The following is a 22,316-nucleotide window of genomic DNA, read 5'->3' as shown; positions in this document are numbered from 1 at the left end:
ATTTTGCCTAGTCCACTACCCCATAATGCTTTAGATCAGGTCGAAGGCCCGGGCGTACTGGCTTAGTTCGAAGGCCGTGCTAGCTTCCAGCTTTTGGCGCACGTTGCGGCGGTGGGTGGCGGCCGTTTGCTCTGAAATGTTCAGCTCGTCGGCTATTTCAGGGGCGCTGTGGCCCAGGGCTACCAGGCGCAGCACGTCACGCTCGCGCCTGGAGAGGGTCGCGAAGCGGCGCCCGTTCAGGCGCAGGAAGTTATTTTCCTCCAGCAGCCGGCTCACCTTGTGCGTGACGTGGTGCAGCGGGTCGATGGGCACGGAGGAAGTTACCAGCAGCAGCGGCTGCCCGGTACTCTCGTCGCGCAGCAGCACCCGCGTGGCGCTCAGGTGCCACACGTAGCTGCCGTCCGGGGCGCTGCGCACCTGCTGAAAGATACTCACGGAGGCCCAGGGGTCCGGGTTCTGAATCATGGCGTACACCTTGGGCAGGAGGTCCGCGGCATCGGCGGGATTAAAATACTTTTCCCAGTAGCCCGGGCCCAGGGCCCGAAGTTCGTCCAGGGTGGTGCGCAGTTCATGCAGCCCCCGTTTCGACATGTACTCTACCCGGTCGATGAGCAGGTTGGCTACGATGATAACGCCCGGATGTAGGTCGGCCGTTTGGGCTATTTCGGCCACCGCCTCGTCGATGCGCCGCTGCTGCAGGTGGGAAATAGGCTGCTGGCTGGGAGCCGGCACCAGCAAAGGAGGGGAAGTAACGGAATCGGACATAAAGCGCCGGAATGGCGGGAATGAGATAAGAAATGGGAACAAGACGAGGCTACGGGAACTTCACGGGCACGCAGTGCACTAGGCACACCGTCCCCGGCCCAACGGTAGTCGGGCAAAGCAGCCGTTGGGCCGTTAAATCAGGTCGAAAGCCCGGGCGTACTGGCTCAGCTTAAAGACCGTGTTGGCCCCCAGCTTTTGGCGCACATTGCGGCGGTGAGTAGCGGCCGTTTGCTCCGAAATGTTCAGCTCGTCGGCTATTTCCGGGGCGCTGTGGCCCAGGGCCAGCAGGCGCAGCACGCTCCGCTCCCGCTTAGAGAGGGTAGCATATATGGCGTTGTGCTGGCGCAGAAACTGGTTTTCCTCAATCAGGCGCTGCACTTTGGTGGAAAAGTGGTTTTCGGGGTGCAGCGGAATAGCCAGCCCCATCACCAGCAGCGGATTACCCCCGTCGTCTGCCAGCAGGCGGCGTATGGAGGTAAGGTAATAGCTCCAGCCAGCCCGCTCGGTGGTGCGCACTTCCTGGTAGAAGGTATGCACCGCGGGAGCTTCGTGCTGGTACATAAGCTGAAAAACCCGCGCCATGTACTCATCTGACTCCACCGCGTTGAAATACGTGGGCGAGAAAGCCGGGCCCAGAGCCGTTAGCTCCTCCAGGCTAGCGCCCAGCAGCTCCAACCCCCACTCTGAGAGGTAGCGCACGGTTTGCGTGGGTACATGATGAATGATAACTACGGCGGGATATTGGTCGGCGGTGGCGGCTATTTCGGCTATTTTTCTGGTAATCCTTTCTTCATCGGTCATAATAAAACTAAAACAAGAGCGCGGAAAGCTGAACGGTGTGGTAAGGAAAGCAGTAAAGTAAAAACTTAAATCGAATCGATGAAATAAAACCGGTAGAATTCTGCCCTTTTGTTAAGATATAAGGCTTTATTATACGAATAATGCTGATTTATATAAGATTAAATTAATATTCGGCTTATGTTGGGTTGGATGATTTTCAAATGATATTTATTGAATTTTTCTAATAATAGCCTTGGCTTAACACGGTAAGCTCAACCATAACAAGCTCGGCATTAAACCGCCGGCACATAAGTAAGTTTCGGAAGCAGAATGCAGGTAGCCAGGTAGATAGCCGAGGTGCGGTGGGCTGCAGCAGCAACTACTCGTCGTCGAACCGGCGCAGGCGCTTCTTGCTGAACTCGTAGCTGATAATGGCGGGTAAGTAAAACGTGACGTCGGCCAGAAACTTGGCCAGCAGAATGCCCCCGGCGCGGTGGCCTAGCCAGCGGGGCAGCCACACCATCAGCGCGGGCCGGATGAGCAGCGAATCCAGCAGTTCCGCCAGCCCAAACTCCACGACCAGGGCCTGCACGTTGCGGCCGAAGCTGCGCAGGGTGTAGCCCCGCCCCCGGGCCTGCAGCTGCCGACGGGCCAGGCGCATATCCTGGCCCAGCAGCCAGCCGAAATAGGCCACGTTGCCCGCCCAGGTAGCGGCCAGCGCCGCCCACCACTCCTGCCCGGGGGCCAGACGCCAGGCCAGGCCTGCCCCCACCAGCGTGGCAACCACCGATAGAACCTCGGCGGGCAGGTAGCGGCGAAGCCATTCACGAAGTTTGGCAGTCATGGTGGGGGCAGATGGGGGTAGCAAAGATACCAGCCCTGGCGGCCCCGTGTGGGTAGAAGGAGCCCCATCGGAGAACCGGCTGGCCAATAGAAAACAGTATTTTGGGGCACGAACCCGTTGAGCTTCCTCTCCGCCCATGCAGATACCTTTTACGCCCCTCGTACTCGGACTGCTGGCCGTGGTAGCCCAGGCGCTACTGGCGGCGGGGCTGCTGGCGGCGGCTCCCACCAACCGTGCGTCCAACCGCTTCCTGGCTTTGCTGATGCTTAGCATTGCGCTTTGGCTGCTGGATGGCTTTTTCCGCGTGGGCACTATCTACAGCCAGAATCCCGACTGGTATTTCGCGCCCATCTACTACTCCTTCGCCTTCGGGCCGCTGCTGTACTTCTACGTGCGCAGTCTCGTCAACCACGACTTCCGGTTTCAGTCCCGCCACTTGTGGCACTTTGGGCCGGTGCTGGCGCAGGCCGCTCTCTACTGGTGGCTGCGCGGGCAGGACTACGAGTACCGAAACTGGTTCTGGCAGCACGTGCACCGGCCCTATACCTACCGCCTGGAGTTTATAGGAACCTGGATTTCGCTGCTTCTTTACTTGGGGCTGTGCTTGCGGCGGCTGCGGGTCTACCGGCGGTGGCTGGCCGACAACTTCTCCGAAACCTCCCAGCTGCGGCTGCAGTGGCTGCGTGTGCTGCTGGTGCTGGTGGGCGTGGTAGGCCTGCAGTGGCTGGGGGAGCTGGTGATGCGGGAGTTTCTGGGGCTGTACTACCAATACGACTACTCCACGGAGCTGCTGGGGGTGGTGCTGTTTCTGGTGGGCGTGGTGGGGCTGCGGCAGGCCGACATGCAGGCGGTGTCGTTTGAGCCCGAGCCGGAAACTGAACAACCCACGCTCACGGCCGGGCCGCGCATTGCGCCTGGTGTTTCCAACCCGGATACTCCCCTCACCACGGTTGATGCGGCGGCGCTGGCCTGCATCCGGCAAGCTCTGGAGCAGGAGCGCCTTTACTTGAATCCGACGCTGACCCTGACCGAACTGGCCCAGCACACCGGACTGGCGCCCCGGCTAGTTTCTTCCACCATCCGGCACGGGCTGGGTCAGTCGTTTAATGAAGTAGTAAATCAGTACCGGGTGGAGGAAGTAAAGCGCCGCCTGGCCGGGCCCGATGTGCACCGCCTGACGCTTCTGGGCATTGCCTTCGAAAGCGGGTTCAACTCCAAAACTACCTTCAACCGAATTTTCAAGCAGTATACCGGCGTGGCCCCGCGTGACTTTCCGGCCCAACCCGGCGCGGTTGCCAACCAAGGCGAATAAAGCCAAAAAGGCGTCCCATTGCATAATGTGGGACGCCCCAGGGACAAAAATGGGGCGTTTGCGGAGGAGGAGCCCGTCACCTTTGGGTCGTTCATTCTACCCCCGATTGGCCCATGAAAACCTTGCTTCTGCTGGCAGCCCTGGCCGCCGCACCTATCACGTTCCTGCAAGCCCAGACACCCAGTGCCTGGACCGACCACCGCCGCGCCTTGCCCGACAAGCTACGGCAGGTGCCGGTAGGCCTCACGCTCTGGCACACGCCCAATCCCAACTACCCCGAGCCCAACCCCGACAAGCCCGGGGCCTACGTGTGGAAGCACAGCACCTTCGTGCGCTCGGAGGTGGGCGAGCTGCAAATAGTAGAGTGTGGCAGCTTTATCTGGTATAGCGAGGCGGGCTGGCAGGCCAACATGCGCGAAACGCCCGCCGAGTTTGCGGAACTGTTCGGCTGCCCGGATGGCCGCCTGATGCCCGGCCGCACCTACACCTTCGCCAAAAACTACCGCTACGCCGACAGCGCCCAGCGCCTCTACGGCGGCGACGCCCTCTGGTACATTCTCGCCAAAGACAAAGCCGGCAAGCTCTACAAGGGCATGGGCCTGATTGAAACCGAAGCAACCGTGCGCTGAAGCCGCCCGCGGGTTGTGCCATTTCCTCTCCTAAATTCTCTACTGCACCGGGCGTGAGTAAAAGTTTTGCGCCCACCTTTTCCTGCTATTACTATGAAACGCTTTCTTGCCTTCCTGCTCACCCTCACGCTGGCGGCGGCCCGGCCCGCCGCTTCCACTTACCAAGTCAATTCCGCCGCGAGCCGCATCACTTGGACGGGCTATGCCGAGGTAGGTACCTATGCACCCACGGGCACCGTGCTGTTGCGGCGGGGTACCTTTGAATACGACGGCCGCACCCCGCGCAACGGCCGCTTCGAGTTTGACATGCGCACCCTGGCGCAGGAGCAAGAACAGCTGGCCGAGCACCTGCGCGGTGCCGATTTCTTTGATGTAGAAAAATATCCAACGGCGGTTTTCGTGCTGAAAGATGTGCAAAAGGGAACAGCCCGCGGCCAGCTTACTTTGCACGGCATCACCCGGCTCGTGCAGTTCCCGCTGCTGGTAGAGCGCCTGCCCGCTGGCCGCCTGCGCATCACCGGCACTGCCCGCCTCGACCGCACCCTGTTTGGCGTCAACCACAATTCCAGCAGCTTTTTCCAGAATCTCGGCTCCTACGCCATCCGCAACGACTTCCAGCTGGCATTTGACGTAGTGGCCGACAAAAGCATAGCCGAATAAGCCTGGAAGGCGGTTTCGCAGGCTCGAAAGCACACCGAGCAGTCTGTCCTAACTCCTCAACGCACCAGCACGAGGCGTTGGTGCTGGCCCAGCAGCTCGGCCCAGTACACCCCGCCGGGCACCGGGTGGCCCTGGGCATCGTCGCCGTTCCAAGGTGCTTGGTGGGGGCCGGCTTCCGCTGCCAGCGGCAACGTTTTCACCAGCTCTCCCTGGCTGTTGCGAATCGTCAAAACATAGTGGCCAGGCTGATACAGCGCATAATTGAGTTGGGTGCTGCTCCCAAAGGTGCGGTTGGAGGGTGTCTGCAGTTCTACTACTTCGGGGATAAGGTCGGCGGCGGGTGTAACATCGAGCTGCAGCCCGGGCACTGTGAGCTGCACCGGCTGGGCACCGAGCGGGAAACGTACCCGTAGCGCGTGCGTGGCTTCTTCATACTGCCAGTCAGTAGCCGATAAAGCGGCTTGATTTAGCTGGATAGCCGCAGGAGCCGCGGCGACGCGCGGAATGAGCAGCTCTACGGTGCGACTAATTGGGGCGCCGGGGTAGGTGCCGCGCACGGCCACGCGCAGGCTCGTGCCCGTGGTGCTGGTGCTGCCTTCGAAAGCCAGCAGCTGAAACTGCTCCGCTACCTCCCTGGACTTCCCGTCGTCCTCGTACATCGTGAAGCTGGATTCGCGCACGCTGGGGTCGGCGTAGTAGCGCACCCGCAGGGTATCGGTGCGGTAGCGGGCGGTGGTGGGCACGTAGGGTGCCAGGGGCAGAATGGCCCCGGCCCGCACCAGCAGCGGAATGCGCGCCAGCGGGGCGTTGCGGCCCACCGTCTGGTTGCCGGGCAGGGTCTGGTGAGTGTCGAAATCCACCCAGTTGCCAGCCGGCAGCACCACGTTGCGGCGGCGCTGCCCGGGCTGCAACACGGGAGCTACCAGCAGGTTGGAGCCCAGCAGAAACTGGTCATTGACGTTGGTGAAATGCGGCTGGTTGCTGCGCGCAAAGGCCTGCCGCTGCCGAACCAGGCGCCGTTCCCGGCCCCAGGCCGAGGAGGCATCTGTCTGCCAGCTCCAATCCAGCGGGGGAGTGGTTGTGTCGTCGGGCTCCAGCAGGCCCGAGGCTACCAGCTGCGTCTCCCCGAAATTCATTGGCCGGGTAAGCGGGGCCCCGGTCTGGCTGTTTTCCCAGGCCAGGGTGTAGAGGTAGGGCAGCAGCTCGTAGCGCAGGTGCGTGAAGCGGCGCACGGCACTCCGGTAAGGCTCGGGGTACCAATACGGCTCGGGTGGCACCCCGGAGCCGTGGGGGCGCAGCACGGGGCCGAGGCTGGCCAGCTGCAGCCAGCGGGTGTACAGCTCAGGGTCGGGGATGCTGCCGGCAAAGCCGCCCGCGTCGGAGTGCATGTAGCCCACCCCGCCCAGGCCCATGCTCAGCATGATGGGTATCTGCGCCTGCAGCCCGCTCCAGGACCGGCTCACATCCCCCGACCACGGAAACAGGGAGTGGCGCTGCATGCCCGCCCAGCCCGAGCGGCCCAGGTTGAACAGTCGCTCCTGCGGGTACTGGCGGGCGTAGCCTTCACTCAGGATACCCGCCCAGGCCTGCCCGTAGGCGTTGTGAATCTGGCGGGTGGAGCCGGCATCGTAGTGCATGTCGGCAGGCTGATTCTCGGGCTCCCCCAGGTCGCTCCACCAGCCGCCCACCCCGTCCTGCTTGAGCCGATCGTATTGCTGCCAGAGCCACTGCCGGGCCGCGGGCCGGAACATATCCACCAGCGTAGCCGGCCCCGCCCAAAACGACTCAACCGTGTAGGGCTGCCCATTTTGGTCTCGACCCACCAGACCCTGATTGCGCACCAGGGCATCGTGGCGGGAGGTGCGCATGATGTAAGGCTCGGTGATGAGCACGGTTTTCACCCCGGCCGAGTCGAGGCGGTGTAGCAGGCGGCGCGGGTTGGGGAAGTTGGGCTGCACCCACTGAAAGTCGCCCTGCCGGGTGGTGCCCCCAAACCAGTAGAGGTCCAGCACCAAGGCATCCAGGGGGAAATCGGCCTGGCGCATCCGGCGGGCTACCTGGTACATTTCCGGCTCCGACTGATACCCGAAGCGGCTTTGCACCAGGCCCAGGGCCCAGCGCGGGGGCAGGGGCTGCCGGCCCGTGAGGGCGGTGTAGCGGCTCAGGATTTCGGCGTAGGAGTCGCCGGTAATGAGGTAGTAAGCCAAGTTTCGGAGCCCTTCGGCCCGATATTCAAGGGTGTTCTTTTCCGTGGCGCCCAGGTCCAGGGTGCCGGGGGCGTGGTTGTCGAAAAATAGCATGTACCCCCGGCTGCTGACAACGGTGGGCAAGCTCACGTTCAGGGTTGGCTCGCCGTTCTGGTAGCCGTAGTGGGCCTCGTTGTAAAGGGTAAGTTTGCGCCCGCGCCGGTCCAGGGGCAGGGCGCGGGAGCCGGTGCCGTAAAGGTGCTCATCGGGGGCGAGGCGGAAGGAAACACCCGTGCCGTCGGTGGGCGTCAGCTGCTCAAACGCGCCGCCCGCCTCGGCTATCAGGGTTTCTGAGCCACGCTGGTAGCTGACGCGAAGCGGGTTTTTCTGAATGGTGACGGTAGCGTAAGAGGTGCCAAAGCTTTCAGGCAGCGCCCATACTAATGCATTGGCTTCATTGCGCAACGCGCCGCTGTTGGACGAGCCGGTTAGGCGCTGAACGGCCCGTGCCGCCTCGGGGGCAGGTGGCACCGGTGACTGCACTACACTCACCGACGTAATTTCCTGCACGGGCTGGCCCAAAGGAAAGAACTCGACCCGTACGACGCCTTCAACCCAAGGCCGCACACGCAACGTAGCACCTGTGTTGCTTTTGATGGTTATGATGCCATTGGTATAGCTATGGCTCTGGTAGTTGCCCAGGCTGCGCACCGGCACCGCGGCTTCCTTTTGCCCGAACGGGTCCTGGGTGGGTGGGCCGCTGCCTGCCCGCTGGGCCAGGGCCCCCGGCAGTAGCGGGAGCAGCAGAAACGGCAACAACGGCAGGGCGCGACGGATACAGGAAAGCATGGGTTGGGGAGCTCGGGTGAAAGGGCAAGATAGGGCTACGAACTGCCGCTGCACCAGCGTTACCCAGAAAAGCTGAGCTCGGGGGCAACAGCCCGCGCCGCGCCGGCGTAAAGCACAGGAAACCTATTCCTCGTACGCTTTCTGCATTTTCCCGCCATATGGACCACGCCAACAACCACGCCGGCCGCCTCGAAGCCGCCAACAATGCCTTCGGCAATAGCATCAACCACGGCCACCTGAACGGCTCCGAAATCATGGAAGCCCTGGATGCCTGGCAGCATACCAGCTCCGGTGGCCTCAATACCAACGTAGAAGCTCTGCGCAGCCAGCTGCAAAACGGCGACAAGCTGGCCGCCGCGCATACCCTGCAGCTCCTGGGCGAAGAAGCTTCCCGCTCCGCCGCCAACCTGCACGACGGCTTCGGCGACCAGCTCCGCCACCTCGGCCAGCTGCTGGTCACGGCCGCCGGCAACATGAAAATGTCGTAGCCAAACAGCTAACAAACGAAAAGCCGCTCTTGATAAGGGCGGCTTTTCGTTTGTCAGTAGGCCAATGTGGCTCTAAATCAATACCCCTGGGCTGAGTCGTCGCCGCGCGGGTCGGCGCCGCCTTCGAGCTGGCCGTTGTGCAGTACCCGGATGATATCTACCCGGCCCCAGCCCCCGCGCGGGTTCAGCACGTAGCCGCGGGCCCGGAGCGAATCCTGAACGGTGGGTGATAGGGCCCCTTCTTCTACTTCAATCTGGTCGGGGAGCCACTGGTGGTGCAGGCGTGGGGCCGCCACGGCCTGCTGGGCGTTCATCCCATAGTCGAGCACGTGCAGGATGCTTTGCAGTACCGAGGTGATGATGGTGCTGCCGCCCGGTGTGCCCGTCACTAGCACAAGCTTGCCGCTTTTGGTGAGGATGGTCGGCGTCATGGAGGAAAGCATGCGCTTGCCGGGCTGAATGGCGTTGGCCGTGCCGCCCACCAGCCCGTAGGCGTTGGGCGTGCCGGGCTTGCTGCTGAAGTCGTCCATTTCGTTGTTGAGCAGGAAGCCGCTGCCGGCCACTACTACCTTGCTGCCGTAGGCCCCGTTCAGGGTGGTGGTGCAGCTCACGGCATTGCCCTGGGCATCCACAATGCTATAGTGCGTGGTCTGGTCCGACTCATAGCCCGGCAAACCCGCGCCGGCCGTTACGGCCGTGCTGGGCGTGGCGCGGTAGGACAGGGTAGAAGCCATCCGCTGGCGGTTGTAGCCGGCCTCCAGTAGCTGGGCTACCGGCACGTGGCCAAAGTCGGGGTCGCCAAGGTAGGTAGCGCGGTCGGCGTACACCCGGCGCTGGGCTTCCGTAATCCAATGCGTAGCCTGCAGGGAGTGCCAGCCCGCAGCTTGCAGGTTGTAGGGCTCCAGCATCTGCAGCATCTGCAACAGGGCCACGCCGCCGGAGCTGGGTGGCGGAAACGTGAGCACCTCGTGGCCCCGGTAACGGCCGTGCAGGGGCGTGCGCCACTTGGCGCGGTAGCTAACCAAGTCCTGCCGGGTGATGAGGCCTTTGCCCCGCTGCATTTCGGCCACGATGTGGCTGGCCGTTTCGCCCTCGTAAAACCCGGCCCGGCCCCGGTCACGGATACGGGTGAGGGCCGCCGCCAACTCGGGGTAGTAGATAACTTCTCCGGCCTGCCACTCGCCCTGGGGCTTTACGTAGGCCGGCAAATGGCCGGCGTTGAGTTCCCGGAATGCGGCCTGGTTGCCATTGAGGGCAGCGGCTTCTTTCGGCGTCAGCTTCACGCCCAGCGTGGCCAGGTTGATGGCAGGCTGCACCACGTCCTGCCAGGGGAGGCGGCCCAGCTTCTTGTGCAATTCCACCATGCCGGCTACGGTGCCAGGCACGCCTACGGCCAGGTGGCCGAGCGTGCTGCGGCCCGGTACCACGTTGCCCTGCGCATCAAGGTACATGTCGCGGGAAGCCGCCACGGGGGCCGTTTCGCGAAAGTCCAGCGCGCCTTCCTGCCCATCGGCGGCGCGGTAGAGGAGGAAGCCACCCCCGCCAATGTTGCCGGCCACCGGCAAGGCCACCGCCAGCGCAAACTGTACTGCCACGGCCGCATCGTAGGCATTGCCGCCCTTTCGCAGAATTTCTACGCCGATGCGGGAAGCCTCGGGGTGGGCCGAAACCACCATGGCCTTACCGGTAACTACAGGCGCCGCAGCCGCCACGGGTACAGCTGGCGGTGGGGTGGGAGCAGAGGTGGTAGCGGGGGGCGCGGTAGTGCAGGCCAGCAAGGAAGCCAGCAGCAGGGGCAGGGCGTGTCGTTTCATGGTAAGCGAAGATACAGGCCCGGCTGCGAACCAGTATCAACGTCACAGACGCCAGATGCCTTGGGTAGCGGCCTGCCCTGGGTCGGTCGGTGAAGGTCGGCAGTAGCCTTTGGAGATATAAAGCGCAGAAACTCCTCATAATTCGCCGGGCCTCGTAGCTTTGGGCCAAACCCTTACTGCTATGTCGCTCAATTCAACCACCGCCGCTTCCGAAACGCCGCACCTGACGCTCGTCGAAAACGACCCCTGGCTGGCCCCCTATGAACCGGTGCTGCTGGCGCGACAGGAACGCCTGCAGGCCCGCCTGGCCGAAATCAAGCAGCAGTACGGCTCCCTTAGCAAGTTCGCATCGGCCCACCAGCAGCTCGGCCTCAACTACGATGCGCGGCGCCGGGGCCACTGGTACCGCGAGTGGGCTCCGGCCGCCGAGGCCCTGTCTTTGGTAGGCGACTTTAACCAGTGGGACCGGAGCGCCACGCCTCTGCAGCGGCGCGCCGATGGAGTGTGGGAAACCTTCCTGGCCGATAAAGACTACGCGGGCCGCCTCACCCACGGCAGCCGCTACAAAGTACACGTGCGCACCAGCCAGAGCGGCAAAGACCGCCTGCCGGCCACCCTGCGCCGGGCCGTGCAGGACGAGGAAACCAAGGACTTTGCCGCCCAGGTGTGGCGGGCCGAGCCCTTCGCCTGGACCGACCAGAAGTTTCGCATTCCCAATGTGGTGCGGGAGCCGTTCATTTATGAGTGCCACGTGGGCATGGCCACGGAGGAAGGTCGCCTGGGCTCGTACCGCGAGTTTGCCGAAACCATCTTGCCGCGCGTGCAGGCCCTGGGCTACAACTGCGTGCAGCTGATGGCCGTAATGGAGCACCCTTACTACGGCTCTTTCGGCTACCACGTAGCCAACTTCTTTGCGGCTTCTTCCCGTTTCGGCACGCCCGAGGACCTGAAATTCCTCATTAACGAAGCCCACAACCGGGGCTTGGCCGTGCTGCTGGACGTGGTGCACTCCCACGCAGTGAAAAACGAAGCCGAAGGACTGGCGGACTTTGATGGCTCGGGCGGGCAGTATTTCCACAAAGGCAGCCGCGGCAACCACCCTGGCTGGGACTCTAAGCTGTTCAACTACGGCCGGCCCGAGGTGCAGCAGTTCCTGCTCAGCAACCTGCGCTACTGGCTGGAGGAGTTCCACTTCGACGGGTTCCGGTTTGATGGCGTAACCAGCATGCTCTACCAGCACCACGGCGAGGGCGTAGCCTTTGGGCACTATGACCAGTACTTCGGCCCCGATGCCGACGAAGACGCTATTCTGTACCTGCAGTTGGCCGCCACGCTGGTGCGCGAGCTAAAGCGCAGCGCCCTACTCATTGCCGAGGATATGAGCGGCCTGCCCGGCCTGTGCCGCCCGGTAGCCGAAGGTGGCGTGGGCTTCGACTACCGCCTGGGCATGGGCATCCCCGATTACTGGATCAAGCTGCTCAAACACACCCGCGACGAGGACTGGAACCTGCGCGACCTGTGGTGGACCCTCACCAACCGCCGCGCCGGCGAGAAAACCGTGGCCTACGCCGAAAGCCACGACCAGGCCCTGGTGGGCGACAAAACCCTGGCCCACTGGCTGATGGATGCGTCCATCTACACCCACATGCACAAAGACGACCCCGACCCCGTTGTGGCCCGGGGCATGGCCCTGCACAAGCTGATCCGGCTCAGCACCCTGGCGCTGGGAGGAGAGGCCTACCTCAACTTTATCGGCAACGAGTTTGGCCACCCCGAGTGGGTAGATTTCCCACGGGCCGGCAACAACTGGAGCCACCACTACGCCCGCCGCCAGTGGAGCCTGGCCGACAACCCCGACCTGAAGTACCAGTACCTGCAGGCCTTCGACAAGGCTATGGTCACCACGGCCCGCACCCAGCGCCTGCTGGCTGCCGCCCCGGCCCAGGAACTGAACATCGATGCCACCAACCAGGTCATGATTTTTGAGCGGGGTGGGCTGGTATTCGTCTTCAGCTTCCACGTAGACCGCAGCGTGCCCGACTACCGCTTCTTTGTGCCCACCGCTGGCCGTTACCGCATCATCCTCAACTCCGACGATGCGGCGTTTGGCGGCTTCCAGCGCGTAGACAATAGCTACGTGTACGAGACCTTCCAGGAAGACGGCGTAAACAAGCTGAGCTTGTATGTGACCAACCGCACGGTGCTGGTACTCCAGCGACTACCCTAGGCGCTCTTTCAAAATCAAGGCGCGGGCACTATGACATCATCCTTGATGTCATAGTGCCCGCGCCTTGATTTTGAAAGAGCGTTGCTTACGGCTTGCGGCCCGCGGCTATGCGCTCCACGGCATCGGAAATGCGGCGCAGGCGGGTCTCGTACTTCTTAGAGCGCTCAATGCCCTGCACAAACTCTTTGCGGTGAGTGAAGGAAAGCTCGTCGAAGCGCTGGCGCAGGCCGGCACGGGAGAGGGCTGCGGCCAGGTCATCGGGCACTTCCACGCTCCGCTCCTCGGTGTCGCGGGAAAGGGTTACGTGCACCGACTGCGTCCAGGTTTTGCCGATGGCGTTGCGGATCTGCTTTTGTACGAGCAGCGCGTGCGCGCCGTCGCCGAGGGGAGTGAGGCTGCCCCGGTAGGGAAACCCATCGATGGTGGCATTTACCGGGAGCGGGCCGCGTACCCCGTACGTATCGGGCACGCTGAATGGGATGAGAACGTAGACGCCGCCGCTTTCACCATCCAGTTCCAGCTCAGCATCAAAAGTGTGTTCGGGGGTCATAAGCAAAAAATCAGGTCGCGGAACCAGCCAGCTCAGTCAGGGCCGCCTGCACAATCCGGGCTACTTCGGTAGCGTCGGCCGGGTCTGGCTGCACGCGCATACGGCGCAAAGGTAGTTTATAGATGGCCCGCACGCGGTGGCAGAGTTCTTCGGAATTCACCAGCACAACATCGGCGCGGCGCAGGGCCAGGCGCTCCAGGGCCTGGATCCAGCCCCGGTCGTCGGCCGAAGCGCGGTCCTGAGCCAGGGAGTGCAATTGTAACACCAGGGGGCGGCCCGTACGCTGCCGGATTTCCAGCGCCGCCAGCCAGGTAGGCCAGTCGGTAGCGTAGATGACCTCAAACTGTTTGCCGGCCGCCAGCGGGGTAGCAAACCGCGCGTACTGAATCACTCGGAAGTTAAGGTCGCCGGGGGCGCCGGCCTCGTTGCGCAGAATAGCCAGGGCGTCGTCGGTGGAGGCACGCTCGGCCGCAGCGGCCAGCTTGGGCCCCAGGCTGATTTCCTCGGTTGTTTCCGGAATGTTTTCCGGGGTGGCTTCTGGGGCTTGGTCCAATGTTAAATTATCCTCGGCCTGGCTGAGCGCCGCGGCTTCGGCCGCGCTGGGCTCCGCCCCCTCAATTTCGAAGGCATCGGGCAGCAGCAACGCAGGAACCGTTACGTCCGTCGCCGTTTCTGCCTCCGCTGGCTGAACTGGGGCCGGCAGCGGGGCCGCCTGCTCATCCAGCCCGGGGCCGGCGTCCTGGCTGGAGCCGGTGTAGGGTGCAGCGGGGGCATTCCAGGCCGTGCGGCCGGGGGTGGCCTGGCGCATGGCCGCCACTGCGGCCTGTACTTCGGCGGCCGTCAGGTTGCCCAGGCTGGTTACGTTGGCCGAAGCCGGGAAGGGGGCCGCCTCGGCCGACAGGTGGGGCATGAGTACGGTAACGTCGGTCTGGGGGACCAAGGCCTGGGCAAGCGCCTGGGGAGTGGGAGCCTCCGCATCCGGAAGCGGCTCATCCCAGCCCAACAGTAAGACTTTCAAATTCGGGGTTCCCATGGCTGGAACGGTGAAAATAGACGAAGGAAAAACCCCAACGGAGGAGCTTGTCGCGTGCTTTACGCAAGCTACGGCGAATGTTAGCGAAAAATCCTCTTAATCGTTTTTACCTTGCACGATAAAGTTGGCCGCTCTAGGCCCGCTCCGACCTTTTTTCTGTTTCGCACCTTTCCGCAATGGCTGATAATATCCAGGATAACAACTACATGATCAACGACCTGGCGGCGCGGAAGCAGGAGCACTTCCCCGGCCGGGTTATTTCTTGCCAAAGCACCGATTCAGGCTTCCTGTTCCGCTGCGACAATGGCGTGCAGCTCGCTCTGTATGTAGTTACCGACAAAATTCTGCGCTTCCGCTACGCCGCCGATGGGGGCTTTGCCCCCGACTTCAGCTACGCCATTCCGGCCGAGCAGGCCCGCCGGGAGCTGGAGTTCCTGGAATTCAAGGAAAAGCCCGACCATTTCCGCATCACCACCGAGCGGCTGATCTGCACCATCAGCAAGGAAAACGCCGGGGTGCGCATCCTGGACCGCTCGGGTACGCTGCTTTCCGCCGACGAAAAGGGCTTCCACTGGGAGTACGAGTACGAAACCGGCAACGACATCGTGAAGATGAGCAAGCAGGTGCAAAGCGGCGTGCACTACTACGGTCTCGGTGACAAGCCCGACAACATGAACCTGCGCGGCAAGCGCTACAGCAACTGGGGCACCGACACGTACGGCTACGTGAAGGGCTCCGACCCGCTCTACAAGAACATTCCGTTTTACCTGGAACTGCACCAGAAGATTGCCCACGGCATCTTCTTCGACAACACCTTTAAGTCGTACTTCGACTTTGCCGCCGAGCGCGCCGACGTGACCAGCTTCTGGGCCATGGGCGGGGAAATGAACTACTACTTCATCTACGGCCCCACGCTGCTCGAAGTCACCCAGGAGTACACCCGCCTCACGGGCACGCCCGAGCTGCCCCCGCTCTGGGCCCTGGGCTACCACCAGTGCAAGTGGAGCTACTTCCCCGAGAGCAACGTAAAGCAGATAACCCAGGGCTTCCGCGACCGGCAAATTCCCTGCGACGCCATCTACCTCGACATCGACTACATGGACGGCTTCCGGTGCTTTACCTGGAGCCCCCAGCACTTTCCTGAGCCCCAGCGCATGGTGCGGGAGCTGGCCGAGGACGGCTTCAAGACCATTGTTATCATCGACCCCGGCATCAAGATTGACCCTGACTACTCGGTGTACACCGAGGCGCTGGAAAAGGACTACTTCTGCCGCCGCGGCGACGGGCCCCTGATGAAAGGCTCCGTGTGGCCCGGTCTCTGCAACTTCCCCGACTTCACCCGCCCCGACGTGCGTGAGTGGTGGGCCGGCCTGTTTAAGGGCCTCATCCAGGAAACCGGCGTGAAGGGCGTGTGGAACGACATGAACGAGCCCGCCGTGTTCGAGAAAGGCACCTTCCCCGACGACGTGCGCTTCGACTACGACGGGCAGCCCGCTACCCACAAAAAGGCCCACAACATCTATGGGATGCAGATGGCCCGCGCCACCAACGACGGCGTGAAGCGCTTTGCCTATCCCAACCGGCCTTTCACCATCACGCGCAGCACCTACAGCGGCGGGCAGCGCTACTCCTCCGGCTGGACCGGCGACAACATTGCCTCCTGGGAGCACCTTTGGCTGGCCAACATCCAGTGCCAGCGCCTGAGCATCTCGGGCTTCAGCTTTATCGGCTCCGACATCGGCGGCTTTATCGATACGCCCGACGGGGAGCTGTACGTGCGCTGGGTAGCGCTGGGCGCCTTTCACCCGTTCTTCCGCACCCACAGCTCCGGCGACCACGGCGACCAGGAGCCCTGGTCGTTCGGGGAGCAGTACATGGAGCTGGCTAAGTCCTTTATTGAGCTGCGCTACCGCCTGCTGCCCTACATGTACACCACTTTTTGGCAGTACGTCACGGAAGGCACGCCCATGTTGCGCCCCCTGGCTTTCCTCGACCAGACCGACACCGATACCTACCTGCGCATGGCCGAGTTCAGCCTCGGCGACCATCTGCTGGTGTGCCCCATCACTCAGGCCGGGGCCGATGGCCGCTGGATGTACCTGCCGCGCGGGGAGTGGTTCTACTACTGGACCGACGAGCCCAAGACCGGGGGCGCCGAAGTGTGGGCCAGCGCCGGCCTCGACCGGATTCCGCTGTTTGTGCGCGCCGGGGCCGTGGTACCCATGTACCCCGTGATGCAGTATGTGGGCGAGCAAGTAGTGGAGCAGCTCACCCTGCACGTGTACTACACCGAAGGCGAAGAGCAGAGCGTACTCTACGACGACGGGGGCGAAGGCTACGGCTACGAGCAGGGCCAGCGTACCACCCGCCGCTTCCGCGTCGTCGGCTCCGCCCAGGGGCTAACCGTGCAGCAGGAAATCGAAGGCGACTACCAGCCCACCTACACCACCTACCGCGTGGTGCTGCACGGCCTGCCCTCCGCCGTCGATACGCTTGTGGTAGATGGGCAGACTGCCGAAGCTACTCCCGCCACCCTCGAAACCGGCCTGACGCTGCCGCAGGTGGTGATACCGGCTGGGTTTGGGGAACTGAAGGTAGGCTAGCCGGTACGTGCAGCAGACTGGGCAGGCCAAACCCGCCGGTAGGCCCACCACTTTTCGCCAAAACAGCCAAGATAAAGGCCCACAACACTCCGTTGTGGGCCTTTTCTTTGATTGCCTCAACAGCGCTTCTGCCGGGTGCGTGTCCGTAAGGGGAAGAAGCCGTAGGCTGATGTTGGGCGTGGAGCTAACGTTTATGTCTTCATTAACAGGATTTTGGATGAATAATGGAGGATGCAATGGCTAGTGTGCGGGCTGTGTTATACATTACAGGATCGGATCCTTTTACCAATTTTTAGTCACTTATGAAGCACCTATTACTCTTTTCCTGTCTGATTGCCGCACTAGCGGCCGCCAGCCCCAGCCACGCACAGCAACTGTCGCGGGATGAATTGGTCAACAAGCTTTTTCGCCGGGAGGCGCGGCATCCTGACCGCCAAGCCAGCCAGCGGGGCACGCAGAAAGCCACCCGCCACCAGCGAACGGCATCAGTAAGCCTGCCGGGGCGGGCTATTCGTCACTATTGGGACGAAGAGGACCGTGCCTGGGTATCCGGACAAATCACCAGCTATACCTACAACGCCCAGGGCTTGGTGACGCAGGAAGTGTACACCGATTCGGCCACCAACACCATTAACGGACGCTACCAGGTCACTTACAACTCCCGGGGCGACGAGACAGAAAGCAGCTACCAGGGTTGGGATGGTACGGCCTACATCAATAGCTCCCGCTCGCAGACAACATACGACGCCCAGGGAAACGAAACGCTCTACACGTACCAGCAGTGGGTAGATGGCGCCTGGGAAACTAACGGCAGCTACCGAACTACCAACACGTATAACCCCGCTGGCCTGCTCACCAGCCAGGTGTTCGAAGACTTCGACCTGGAAACCAACGCCTGGCTGCCCGATAGCCGACAGACCTACTCGTTCAGCGCCGCCAACCAGTGGACGGACCTGCTTTTTGAGGACTGGGACGGTGAGTTGCAGAAGTACGTGAACGACGAGCGGATCCGCAACATTGCCTGGCATAACTGGGAGGAGCTTAGCCCTTCTTACTACGAACAGCAGACCTGGGATGCCACGTCTGGGACCTGGCAAGGCGACGAGCGTTACACGCTCACGTATGAGCCCAACGGCAGCACAACGGTGGTGCACCAGGTGATGACGGCCCCCAACGTATGGGTGAATGAGGGCCGCTACATCAACACCAACGATGATTACGGAAACCCCACGCTGGAACAGGAAGATGAGTGGATAGACAACAGCTGGCAAATTGTAGACTCCTACCGCTACCTGCTCGCTTACACAGCCACCAACCAGCTGCGCCGCAAGCTAACCCAGGAGTATAACCCCGAGCAAGAGCGCTACGAGAACTACTCCGTGGAAACCTATGCCAATTTCGTTGCGCTGGCCGCCCGCCGCGCTACGGGCCTGGAAGCAGCTACCTCTTTGTATCCCAACCCTACCAGCGGCTACATGACCGTTGCAGTGGCCGGGCTGCGGGAGCAGGCAAGCGTAGCAGCCACCATCACCAACGCCCTGGGCCAGGTGCTGCGCACCATTGTACTGCCTGTGCAGCAGGGCCGCATCAGCCAGCAAATAAGCCTCGCGGACCTGCCCGCTGGCCTGTACCTGCTACAGTTGCACACCCGCGAGGGCCTGGTAGTCAAGCGTGTAGTAAAGCACTAGCGCAACACGGATACTGGTGCCTATCTGCCCGCCTGCCCGGCCCGGGCTATGAGAAGATTTTTGAGCAACGCCCCGCCAGCCTGCGCTGGTGGGGCGTTGTTTTTACAATGGTCTTATACCTGCGCCCGCAGGTACTGGTACACCTCCTCGTTGGCCAGCAAGGTGCCGTGGTGCTGCTGGGCGAAGGTTCGGGTGCTCACGTAGATGTCCAGGGGCAGGGCAGGGTCGCCGAAGACGGTGCCGCGGGCACTGCCGGTGCCCACCAATCCGTCGCCGAAGTAGTCGGCCAGGGCCGAGCCCACGGATTTCAGCACGGAGGCCACCAGCACGTGGTAGTGTACGCCGGGCAGGGGCGGCACCACGGTGCGCGGGGGCAGCAGGTCGTCGGCGTGCGGGCTGAGCCAGTCCTCGTCGACCAGCCGGGCGTGGCGCAGGTCCTTGATGCCGTTGCTGCGCCTATCGAGCAGCCCGCTGATAAAGCGCGTGGGCCGCAGGTTGATTTTGCGCAGGATGGTGGACGTGAGGTGGCTGTTCTGCTCCAGAAACGACCCGTCGTTGGGCACGCCCAGCAGAAAAACCGACTTCAGCCGCTGGGGCCAATTTTCAGTTTCAGGTTTTGGGTTTCGGGTTTCGGGTTGGGGAAGCGCGCTGGCTGCGTTCCTCATTCCTGACTCCTCATTCTTCATTGCAGCGAAGTGCCCGGCCGAGCGGACAACCAGCCCGCCCATGCTGTGGCCCACCAGCACCAGCTCCCGGGTAGCCGCGGGGTAGGTGGCCACCAGCTCCGCAAGCAGGTGGTGGAGGGCGCGGCCGTTTTCGGAAATGTGCAGGCCGGTGTTGTAGCGCACGTAGAGGCAGTGTACCGGCTGCTCCTGCTGCAGGCGCGGGCCGTAGCGCACGGCTGGCTCGGGCCCGGTTTGCCAGATGTACTCGTCGCCCATCAGGCCGTGCAGGAATACCACCGTTTTATGGCGCTCCGCGGAAAGGCGCAAGTCAGCCACGGCTACGTCAGCATCGTGGCGGCGGAAGCTCAGGCGGATGGCGCGCGGGTCGTGGCGGGCGGCCAGCTGGTCGCCAAAGGCACCGTTGAGCACCGGCAGGGTGAAGTGCTTATTTTCCTGGCCCGTGCGGTACAGGTAGCCCAGCCCATCGAAGGGCAGGCGGGCGGCCCGGCTGACGGCCTGCGCCGCGCGTCGCAGGCGCGAGGGACGTTTGTCGGGCTGCGGAGCATCGTCGTTGGTGGGCGAAGTAGTGGTCATGGAAATGGGACGGAAAATGAACCAGCAGCATTCAGCCCGCTGAGGGGTAGTAGTTTACGGAAAGCAAAGCGCCTAACCTAGAGCCTTAGTTCGAAGGCGAATGAGACGAAGGCTTCGACCGGCTGAAGCTAAGCACCAAGCCCACGAAAATTCCCGTCAACATACCGCCGATGTGGGCGGCGTTGTCGGTGTTGGCGCCTTCGAGGCCCCCCACCAGGCTGCCCAGGGCAAAATACAGCAGGAGCCCAATAATGCCGCCCCGGTCTTCGCGGGTGACGGGCAGGGCGCGGGTCAGGAGCAATGCCAGCAGCAGGCCATACAACCCAAAAATAGCCCCCGAAGCTCCCACTGAGTTGATGCCTCGGGTGTGCCACCACAAACTAGCCAGGCTACCACCCAGGCCACTCACTAGGTACGCCAGCCCCCAGCGCCCCGAGCCCACTTTGCCTTCGGCCAGCAAACCCAGTAACAGGAGGGCACCCAGGTTCAGCAGCAGATGCGCCGGGCCGGCGTGCACAAACAGGCAGGAAAGCAGGCGCCAGGGCTGGGTGGGCACCAGGGGCGAAAAGTTCGACCCCCAGGCGGCCAGCTCGGCGCCCCGAGGCTCCCATACATTTACGCCGCTGGCGGCCATCAGCAGAAACACCGCCAGGTTGGCCACTAGCAGAATGGGCGTGACGAAATAGCCCGGGCGCGGCCGTAATACGCCCGCCGCCACCTGGCCCAGCAGATGCGCCCAGGATTCCGTCGGCTCGTCGGCCGCTGGTTGCGGGGCGCGGCGGGGGGAGGGCAGCTCGTCGGGAATCAGCTCCCGGCGCTGCAGCTCGCGCACGGCGCCTTGGCCTAGCTCCGGGGGGTAGCGGTGCGCGTGCTGGGCCAGGTACAGCAGTTCGGCGTCGGTTTTCTGCGCCAGCACCTCGGCCAGGGAAGGCGGGTCGGGAGGGAGGTCAGCCATGGCCTGATAACCTGCGCGTGCGCCAGATGTTGGCTACCCGCCCAACTGGCCGCCTTCGATAGTGGCCTCCTGGCCCTGCAGCTCGGCCAGCAGGTTGGGCACTGGTTGCAGGGTGGCCTGTAGCTCCTTGCCGCCCAGGGGCAGGCCCTGGCTGTAGCGGCCCTTCAGCAGAATAAGGGCCTCCATGCGGCGGTGGGCAATATCGCGCATCAGCGCCAGCCGCTCCGTCATCACGGGGCGCAGCTTGTGGTTGTACACCAGCACGCTGGTGAGGCGGTGCCACTCCTGGTCGATAAGCTCGGCCTGCCCGGTCAGGGTGGAGTCGGCCGCTACCTGGGGCAGGTGCTCGAGGAAGTACGCAGTCTGATGCTCGGCGGTCCAGAAGCGGCGGGCCAGCAGCAAGTATTTGCGGGTGGCGGTGGTGTCGCGCCGCTCCTGGTTGGGCAGCTGCCGTTTCAGCGTTTTCAGGTCAGACTCTACTTCCGCCGTAAAAGCCGGTATCTGATGGGTTTCCACCGATACCAGCACCGGCGGTCCGGATGACTCGGCCGCGGGGGTGGGGGCAGGTGCGTTGCCGCGGGCCGCCCACCACAAGCCGCCGGCTACGGCCAGGGTGGCCACACCGCCCAGCACTAGGCGGGGCCAGCTGTACACTGCGTCGGGCTCATCCTCCCAGCCATCGAGGGGCAGCATTGGTTCGGCGGGGCCTTCGGGGGCGGGCAGCTGTCCGCGCCGCTGCAGCTCGCGGCGGGCCGAGTCGACCAGGCTCTGGTGGTACAGGGAAGGGTTGCGGGCCAGGAACAAAAGCTCCTCCGTGGTTTTTTGGGCAGTGAAATCGGCTCCCGAATTGGTAGGCGCTGACATGATACGAGCAGGCGTGAATAGGCGGAAAGAATAGCTGAGCAAGATACGCAAAAGCCTGAGCCGGCCAACCGTCGGCCGGGCCGGCCGTATAGCCCGTAGCGTTCTGTTTCACTTCTGACTTTTCTGTTATGGCTACTTCGCAGCATCCCACCGGCCCGCTCGACTCGGAAACCGAGAACGAAGAGCGGGCCCGCAACTTTCAGCCCGAAGGCCGCCAGGGCGCCGGCAGCCCTGAAGCCTTGCGAGGCCTCAACGCCGATGATAACTCCGGCAGCGGCGGCACCGAGGGCGGCAAGCCCATCCAGGGCAAAAACGTCAGCCCCGAGGCCGAAGGCCCCATCGGGGGAGGGACGGCCAGCAGCGGCACCGGCGTATCGGGGGGCGCAACCGGTCAGGTAACCCTCTAACCTTTCTTTCCACTTTCCCTAACGAATCCCACCATGAGCCAACAACAGCAGCCCTCCGACCACGACAAGCACCAGAGCCCCGAGGCCGCGCAGAACCCGCAAGCCAGCACCGGCGGCGTAATTCCCGGCCCCGATCAGGACCAGAACGCCTCCGGCAACCCCGAAGCTACCACCAGCACCCAGGAAAACATGGGCGACGGAGACGGCATCCGCGGCGGCTACGGCAACGCCGAGCAAACCAACGGCATGGAAGGGGGCGAGGAGCCCAAACCCCACAACGACCTCACCCGCGGCGGCGTAGGCGACTAAGGCCCCATCTCTCCGAGCAACGTCCGCATAGCAATCCGAAGCCAGTATCTTCGGGTCGCTATGCGGACGTTTTTTCTTTACAGGAGGTTGGTAA

The 22,316-nt window shown here is 63.0% G+C and carries 19 protein-coding genes; 9 read left to right on the top strand and 10 right to left on the bottom strand.

Annotated features, from left to right (window positions below):
* Window positions 1–30: 30 nt before the first annotated feature.
* From HER32_RS03415 to HER32_RS03405, 3 genes are all read right to left on the bottom strand, one after another.
* Entirely contained in the window at window positions 31–765 is a 735-nt protein-coding gene (locus HER32_RS03415; protein ID WP_168680555.1) for a response regulator transcription factor, read from the bottom strand.
* 132 nt (window positions 766–897) lie between these two features.
* A complete protein-coding gene (locus HER32_RS03410) occupies window positions 898–1,566 on the bottom strand; it encodes a response regulator transcription factor (RefSeq protein WP_168680553.1) in 669 nt (222 codons plus the stop codon).
* A gap of 358 nt (window positions 1,567–1,924) precedes the next feature.
* Window positions 1,925–2,389 (bottom strand): hypothetical protein, encoded by a 465-nt coding sequence (locus HER32_RS03405; protein WP_168680551.1) that lies wholly within the window; start codon window positions 2,387–2,389, stop codon window positions 1,925–1,927.
* Window positions 2,390–2,525: 136 nt separating this feature from the next.
* On the opposite strand from HER32_RS03405, the gene HER32_RS03400 reads away from it, so the two are divergent.
* The 3 genes from HER32_RS03400 to HER32_RS03390 all read left to right on the top strand — a co-directional run bounded on the left by HER32_RS03400 (window position 2,526) and on the right by HER32_RS03390 (window position 4,990).
* Window positions 2,526–3,701: a helix-turn-helix transcriptional regulator gene (locus tag HER32_RS03400; protein WP_168680549.1), complete on the top strand. Its 1,176-nt coding sequence runs from the start codon at window positions 2,526–2,528 to the stop codon at window positions 3,699–3,701.
* A 113-nt stretch (window positions 3,702–3,814) separates the two neighbouring features.
* The gene (locus tag HER32_RS03395) at window positions 3,815–4,330 is read left to right on the top strand and encodes a hypothetical protein (RefSeq protein ID WP_168680547.1); all 516 of its coding nucleotides are present in this window, start codon (window positions 3,815–3,817) and stop codon (window positions 4,328–4,330) included.
* Between the two features lie 93 nt (window positions 4,331–4,423).
* Window positions 4,424–4,990 carry a YceI family protein gene (locus HER32_RS03390; RefSeq protein ID WP_168680545.1) on the top strand — a complete coding sequence of 189 codons (567 nt, stop codon included), beginning with the start codon at window positions 4,424–4,426 and terminating at the stop codon, window positions 4,988–4,990.
* A gap of 56 nt (window positions 4,991–5,046) precedes the next feature.
* Here the strand turns inward: HER32_RS03390 and HER32_RS03385 are convergent, their stop codons facing one another.
* The gene (locus tag HER32_RS03385) at window positions 5,047–8,025 is read right to left on the bottom strand and encodes a TIM-barrel domain-containing protein (RefSeq protein WP_168680543.1); all 2,979 of its coding nucleotides are present in this window, start codon (window positions 8,023–8,025) and stop codon (window positions 5,047–5,049) included.
* Window positions 8,026–8,183: 158 nt separating this feature from the next.
* On the opposite strand from HER32_RS03385, the gene HER32_RS03380 reads away from it, so the two are divergent.
* The gene (locus HER32_RS03380; RefSeq protein WP_168680541.1) at window positions 8,184–8,513 is read left to right on the top strand and encodes a hypothetical protein; all 330 of its coding nucleotides are present in this window, start codon (window positions 8,184–8,186) and stop codon (window positions 8,511–8,513) included.
* Between the two features lie 77 nt (window positions 8,514–8,590).
* Here HER32_RS03380 and ggt read toward each other — a convergent pair whose 3' ends face one another.
* A complete protein-coding gene (gene ggt / locus HER32_RS03375; RefSeq protein ID WP_168680539.1) occupies window positions 8,591–10,327 on the bottom strand; it encodes a gamma-glutamyltransferase in 1,737 nt (578 codons plus the stop codon).
* A gap of 181 nt (window positions 10,328–10,508) precedes the next feature.
* Between ggt and HER32_RS03370 the strand changes: the two genes are divergently transcribed.
* The gene (locus HER32_RS03370) at window positions 10,509–12,554 is read left to right on the top strand and encodes an alpha-amylase family glycosyl hydrolase (RefSeq protein ID WP_168680537.1); all 2,046 of its coding nucleotides are present in this window, start codon (window positions 10,509–10,511) and stop codon (window positions 12,552–12,554) included.
* An 85-nt stretch (window positions 12,555–12,639) separates the two neighbouring features.
* Here HER32_RS03370 and HER32_RS03365 read toward each other — a convergent pair whose 3' ends face one another.
* On the bottom strand, window positions 12,640–13,104 hold the full coding sequence (locus HER32_RS03365) for a YdeI/OmpD-associated family protein (RefSeq protein WP_149069085.1): 465 nt from the start codon (window positions 13,102–13,104) through the stop codon (window positions 12,640–12,642).
* A gap of 10 nt (window positions 13,105–13,114) precedes the next feature.
* On the bottom strand, window positions 13,115–14,137 hold the full coding sequence (locus HER32_RS03360) for a glycosyltransferase (protein WP_168680535.1): 1,023 nt from the start codon (window positions 14,135–14,137) through the stop codon (window positions 13,115–13,117).
* A 176-nt stretch (window positions 14,138–14,313) separates the two neighbouring features.
* Here HER32_RS03360 and HER32_RS03355 point away from each other — a divergent pair, with 176 nt between their 5' ends.
* Window positions 14,314–16,740, top strand: coding sequence for a TIM-barrel domain-containing protein (locus HER32_RS03355; RefSeq protein ID WP_232066353.1), 2,427 nt, complete (start codon window positions 14,314–14,316; stop codon window positions 16,738–16,740).
* 302 nt (window positions 16,741–17,042) lie between these two features.
* Complete coding sequence (locus HER32_RS03350; protein ID WP_168680533.1) at window positions 17,043–18,428, top strand: T9SS type A sorting domain-containing protein; 1,386 nt, start codon at window positions 17,043–17,045, stop codon at window positions 18,426–18,428.
* Window positions 18,429–18,541: 113 nt separating this feature from the next.
* Here HER32_RS03350 and HER32_RS03345 read toward each other — a convergent pair whose 3' ends face one another.
* The 3 genes from HER32_RS03345 to HER32_RS03335 all read right to left on the bottom strand — a co-directional run bounded on the left by HER32_RS03345 (window position 18,542) and on the right by HER32_RS03335 (window position 21,506).
* Complete coding sequence (locus tag HER32_RS03345) at window positions 18,542–19,687, bottom strand: esterase/lipase family protein (protein ID WP_168680531.1); 1,146 nt, start codon at window positions 19,685–19,687, stop codon at window positions 18,542–18,544.
* A gap of 85 nt (window positions 19,688–19,772) precedes the next feature.
* Window positions 19,773–20,642 (bottom strand): rhomboid family intramembrane serine protease, encoded by an 870-nt coding sequence (locus tag HER32_RS03340; RefSeq protein WP_168680529.1) that lies wholly within the window; start codon window positions 20,640–20,642, stop codon window positions 19,773–19,775.
* A gap of 33 nt (window positions 20,643–20,675) precedes the next feature.
* On the bottom strand, window positions 20,676–21,506 hold the full coding sequence (locus HER32_RS03335; protein ID WP_168680527.1) for a hypothetical protein: 831 nt from the start codon (window positions 21,504–21,506) through the stop codon (window positions 20,676–20,678).
* Window positions 21,507–21,634: 128 nt separating this feature from the next.
* On the opposite strand from HER32_RS03335, the gene HER32_RS03330 reads away from it, so the two are divergent.
* Both HER32_RS03330 and HER32_RS03325 read left to right on the top strand, forming a co-directional pair.
* Window positions 21,635–21,913 carry a hypothetical protein gene (locus HER32_RS03330; protein WP_168680525.1) on the top strand — a complete coding sequence of 93 codons (279 nt, stop codon included), beginning with the start codon at window positions 21,635–21,637 and terminating at the stop codon, window positions 21,911–21,913.
* A gap of 33 nt (window positions 21,914–21,946) precedes the next feature.
* Window positions 21,947–22,222, top strand: coding sequence for a hypothetical protein (locus HER32_RS03325; protein WP_168680523.1), 276 nt, complete (start codon window positions 21,947–21,949; stop codon window positions 22,220–22,222).
* Window positions 22,223–22,316: the final 94 nt, after the last annotated feature.

It is taken from the genome of Hymenobacter sp. BT18 (assembly GCF_012273015.1).
Taxonomy (GTDB): domain Bacteria; phylum Bacteroidota; class Bacteroidia; order Cytophagales; family Hymenobacteraceae; genus Hymenobacter; species Hymenobacter lutimineralis.
The sequence above is the reverse complement of the archived record's forward strand: the minus strand, read 5'-3'. Positions and strand labels throughout refer to the sequence as shown.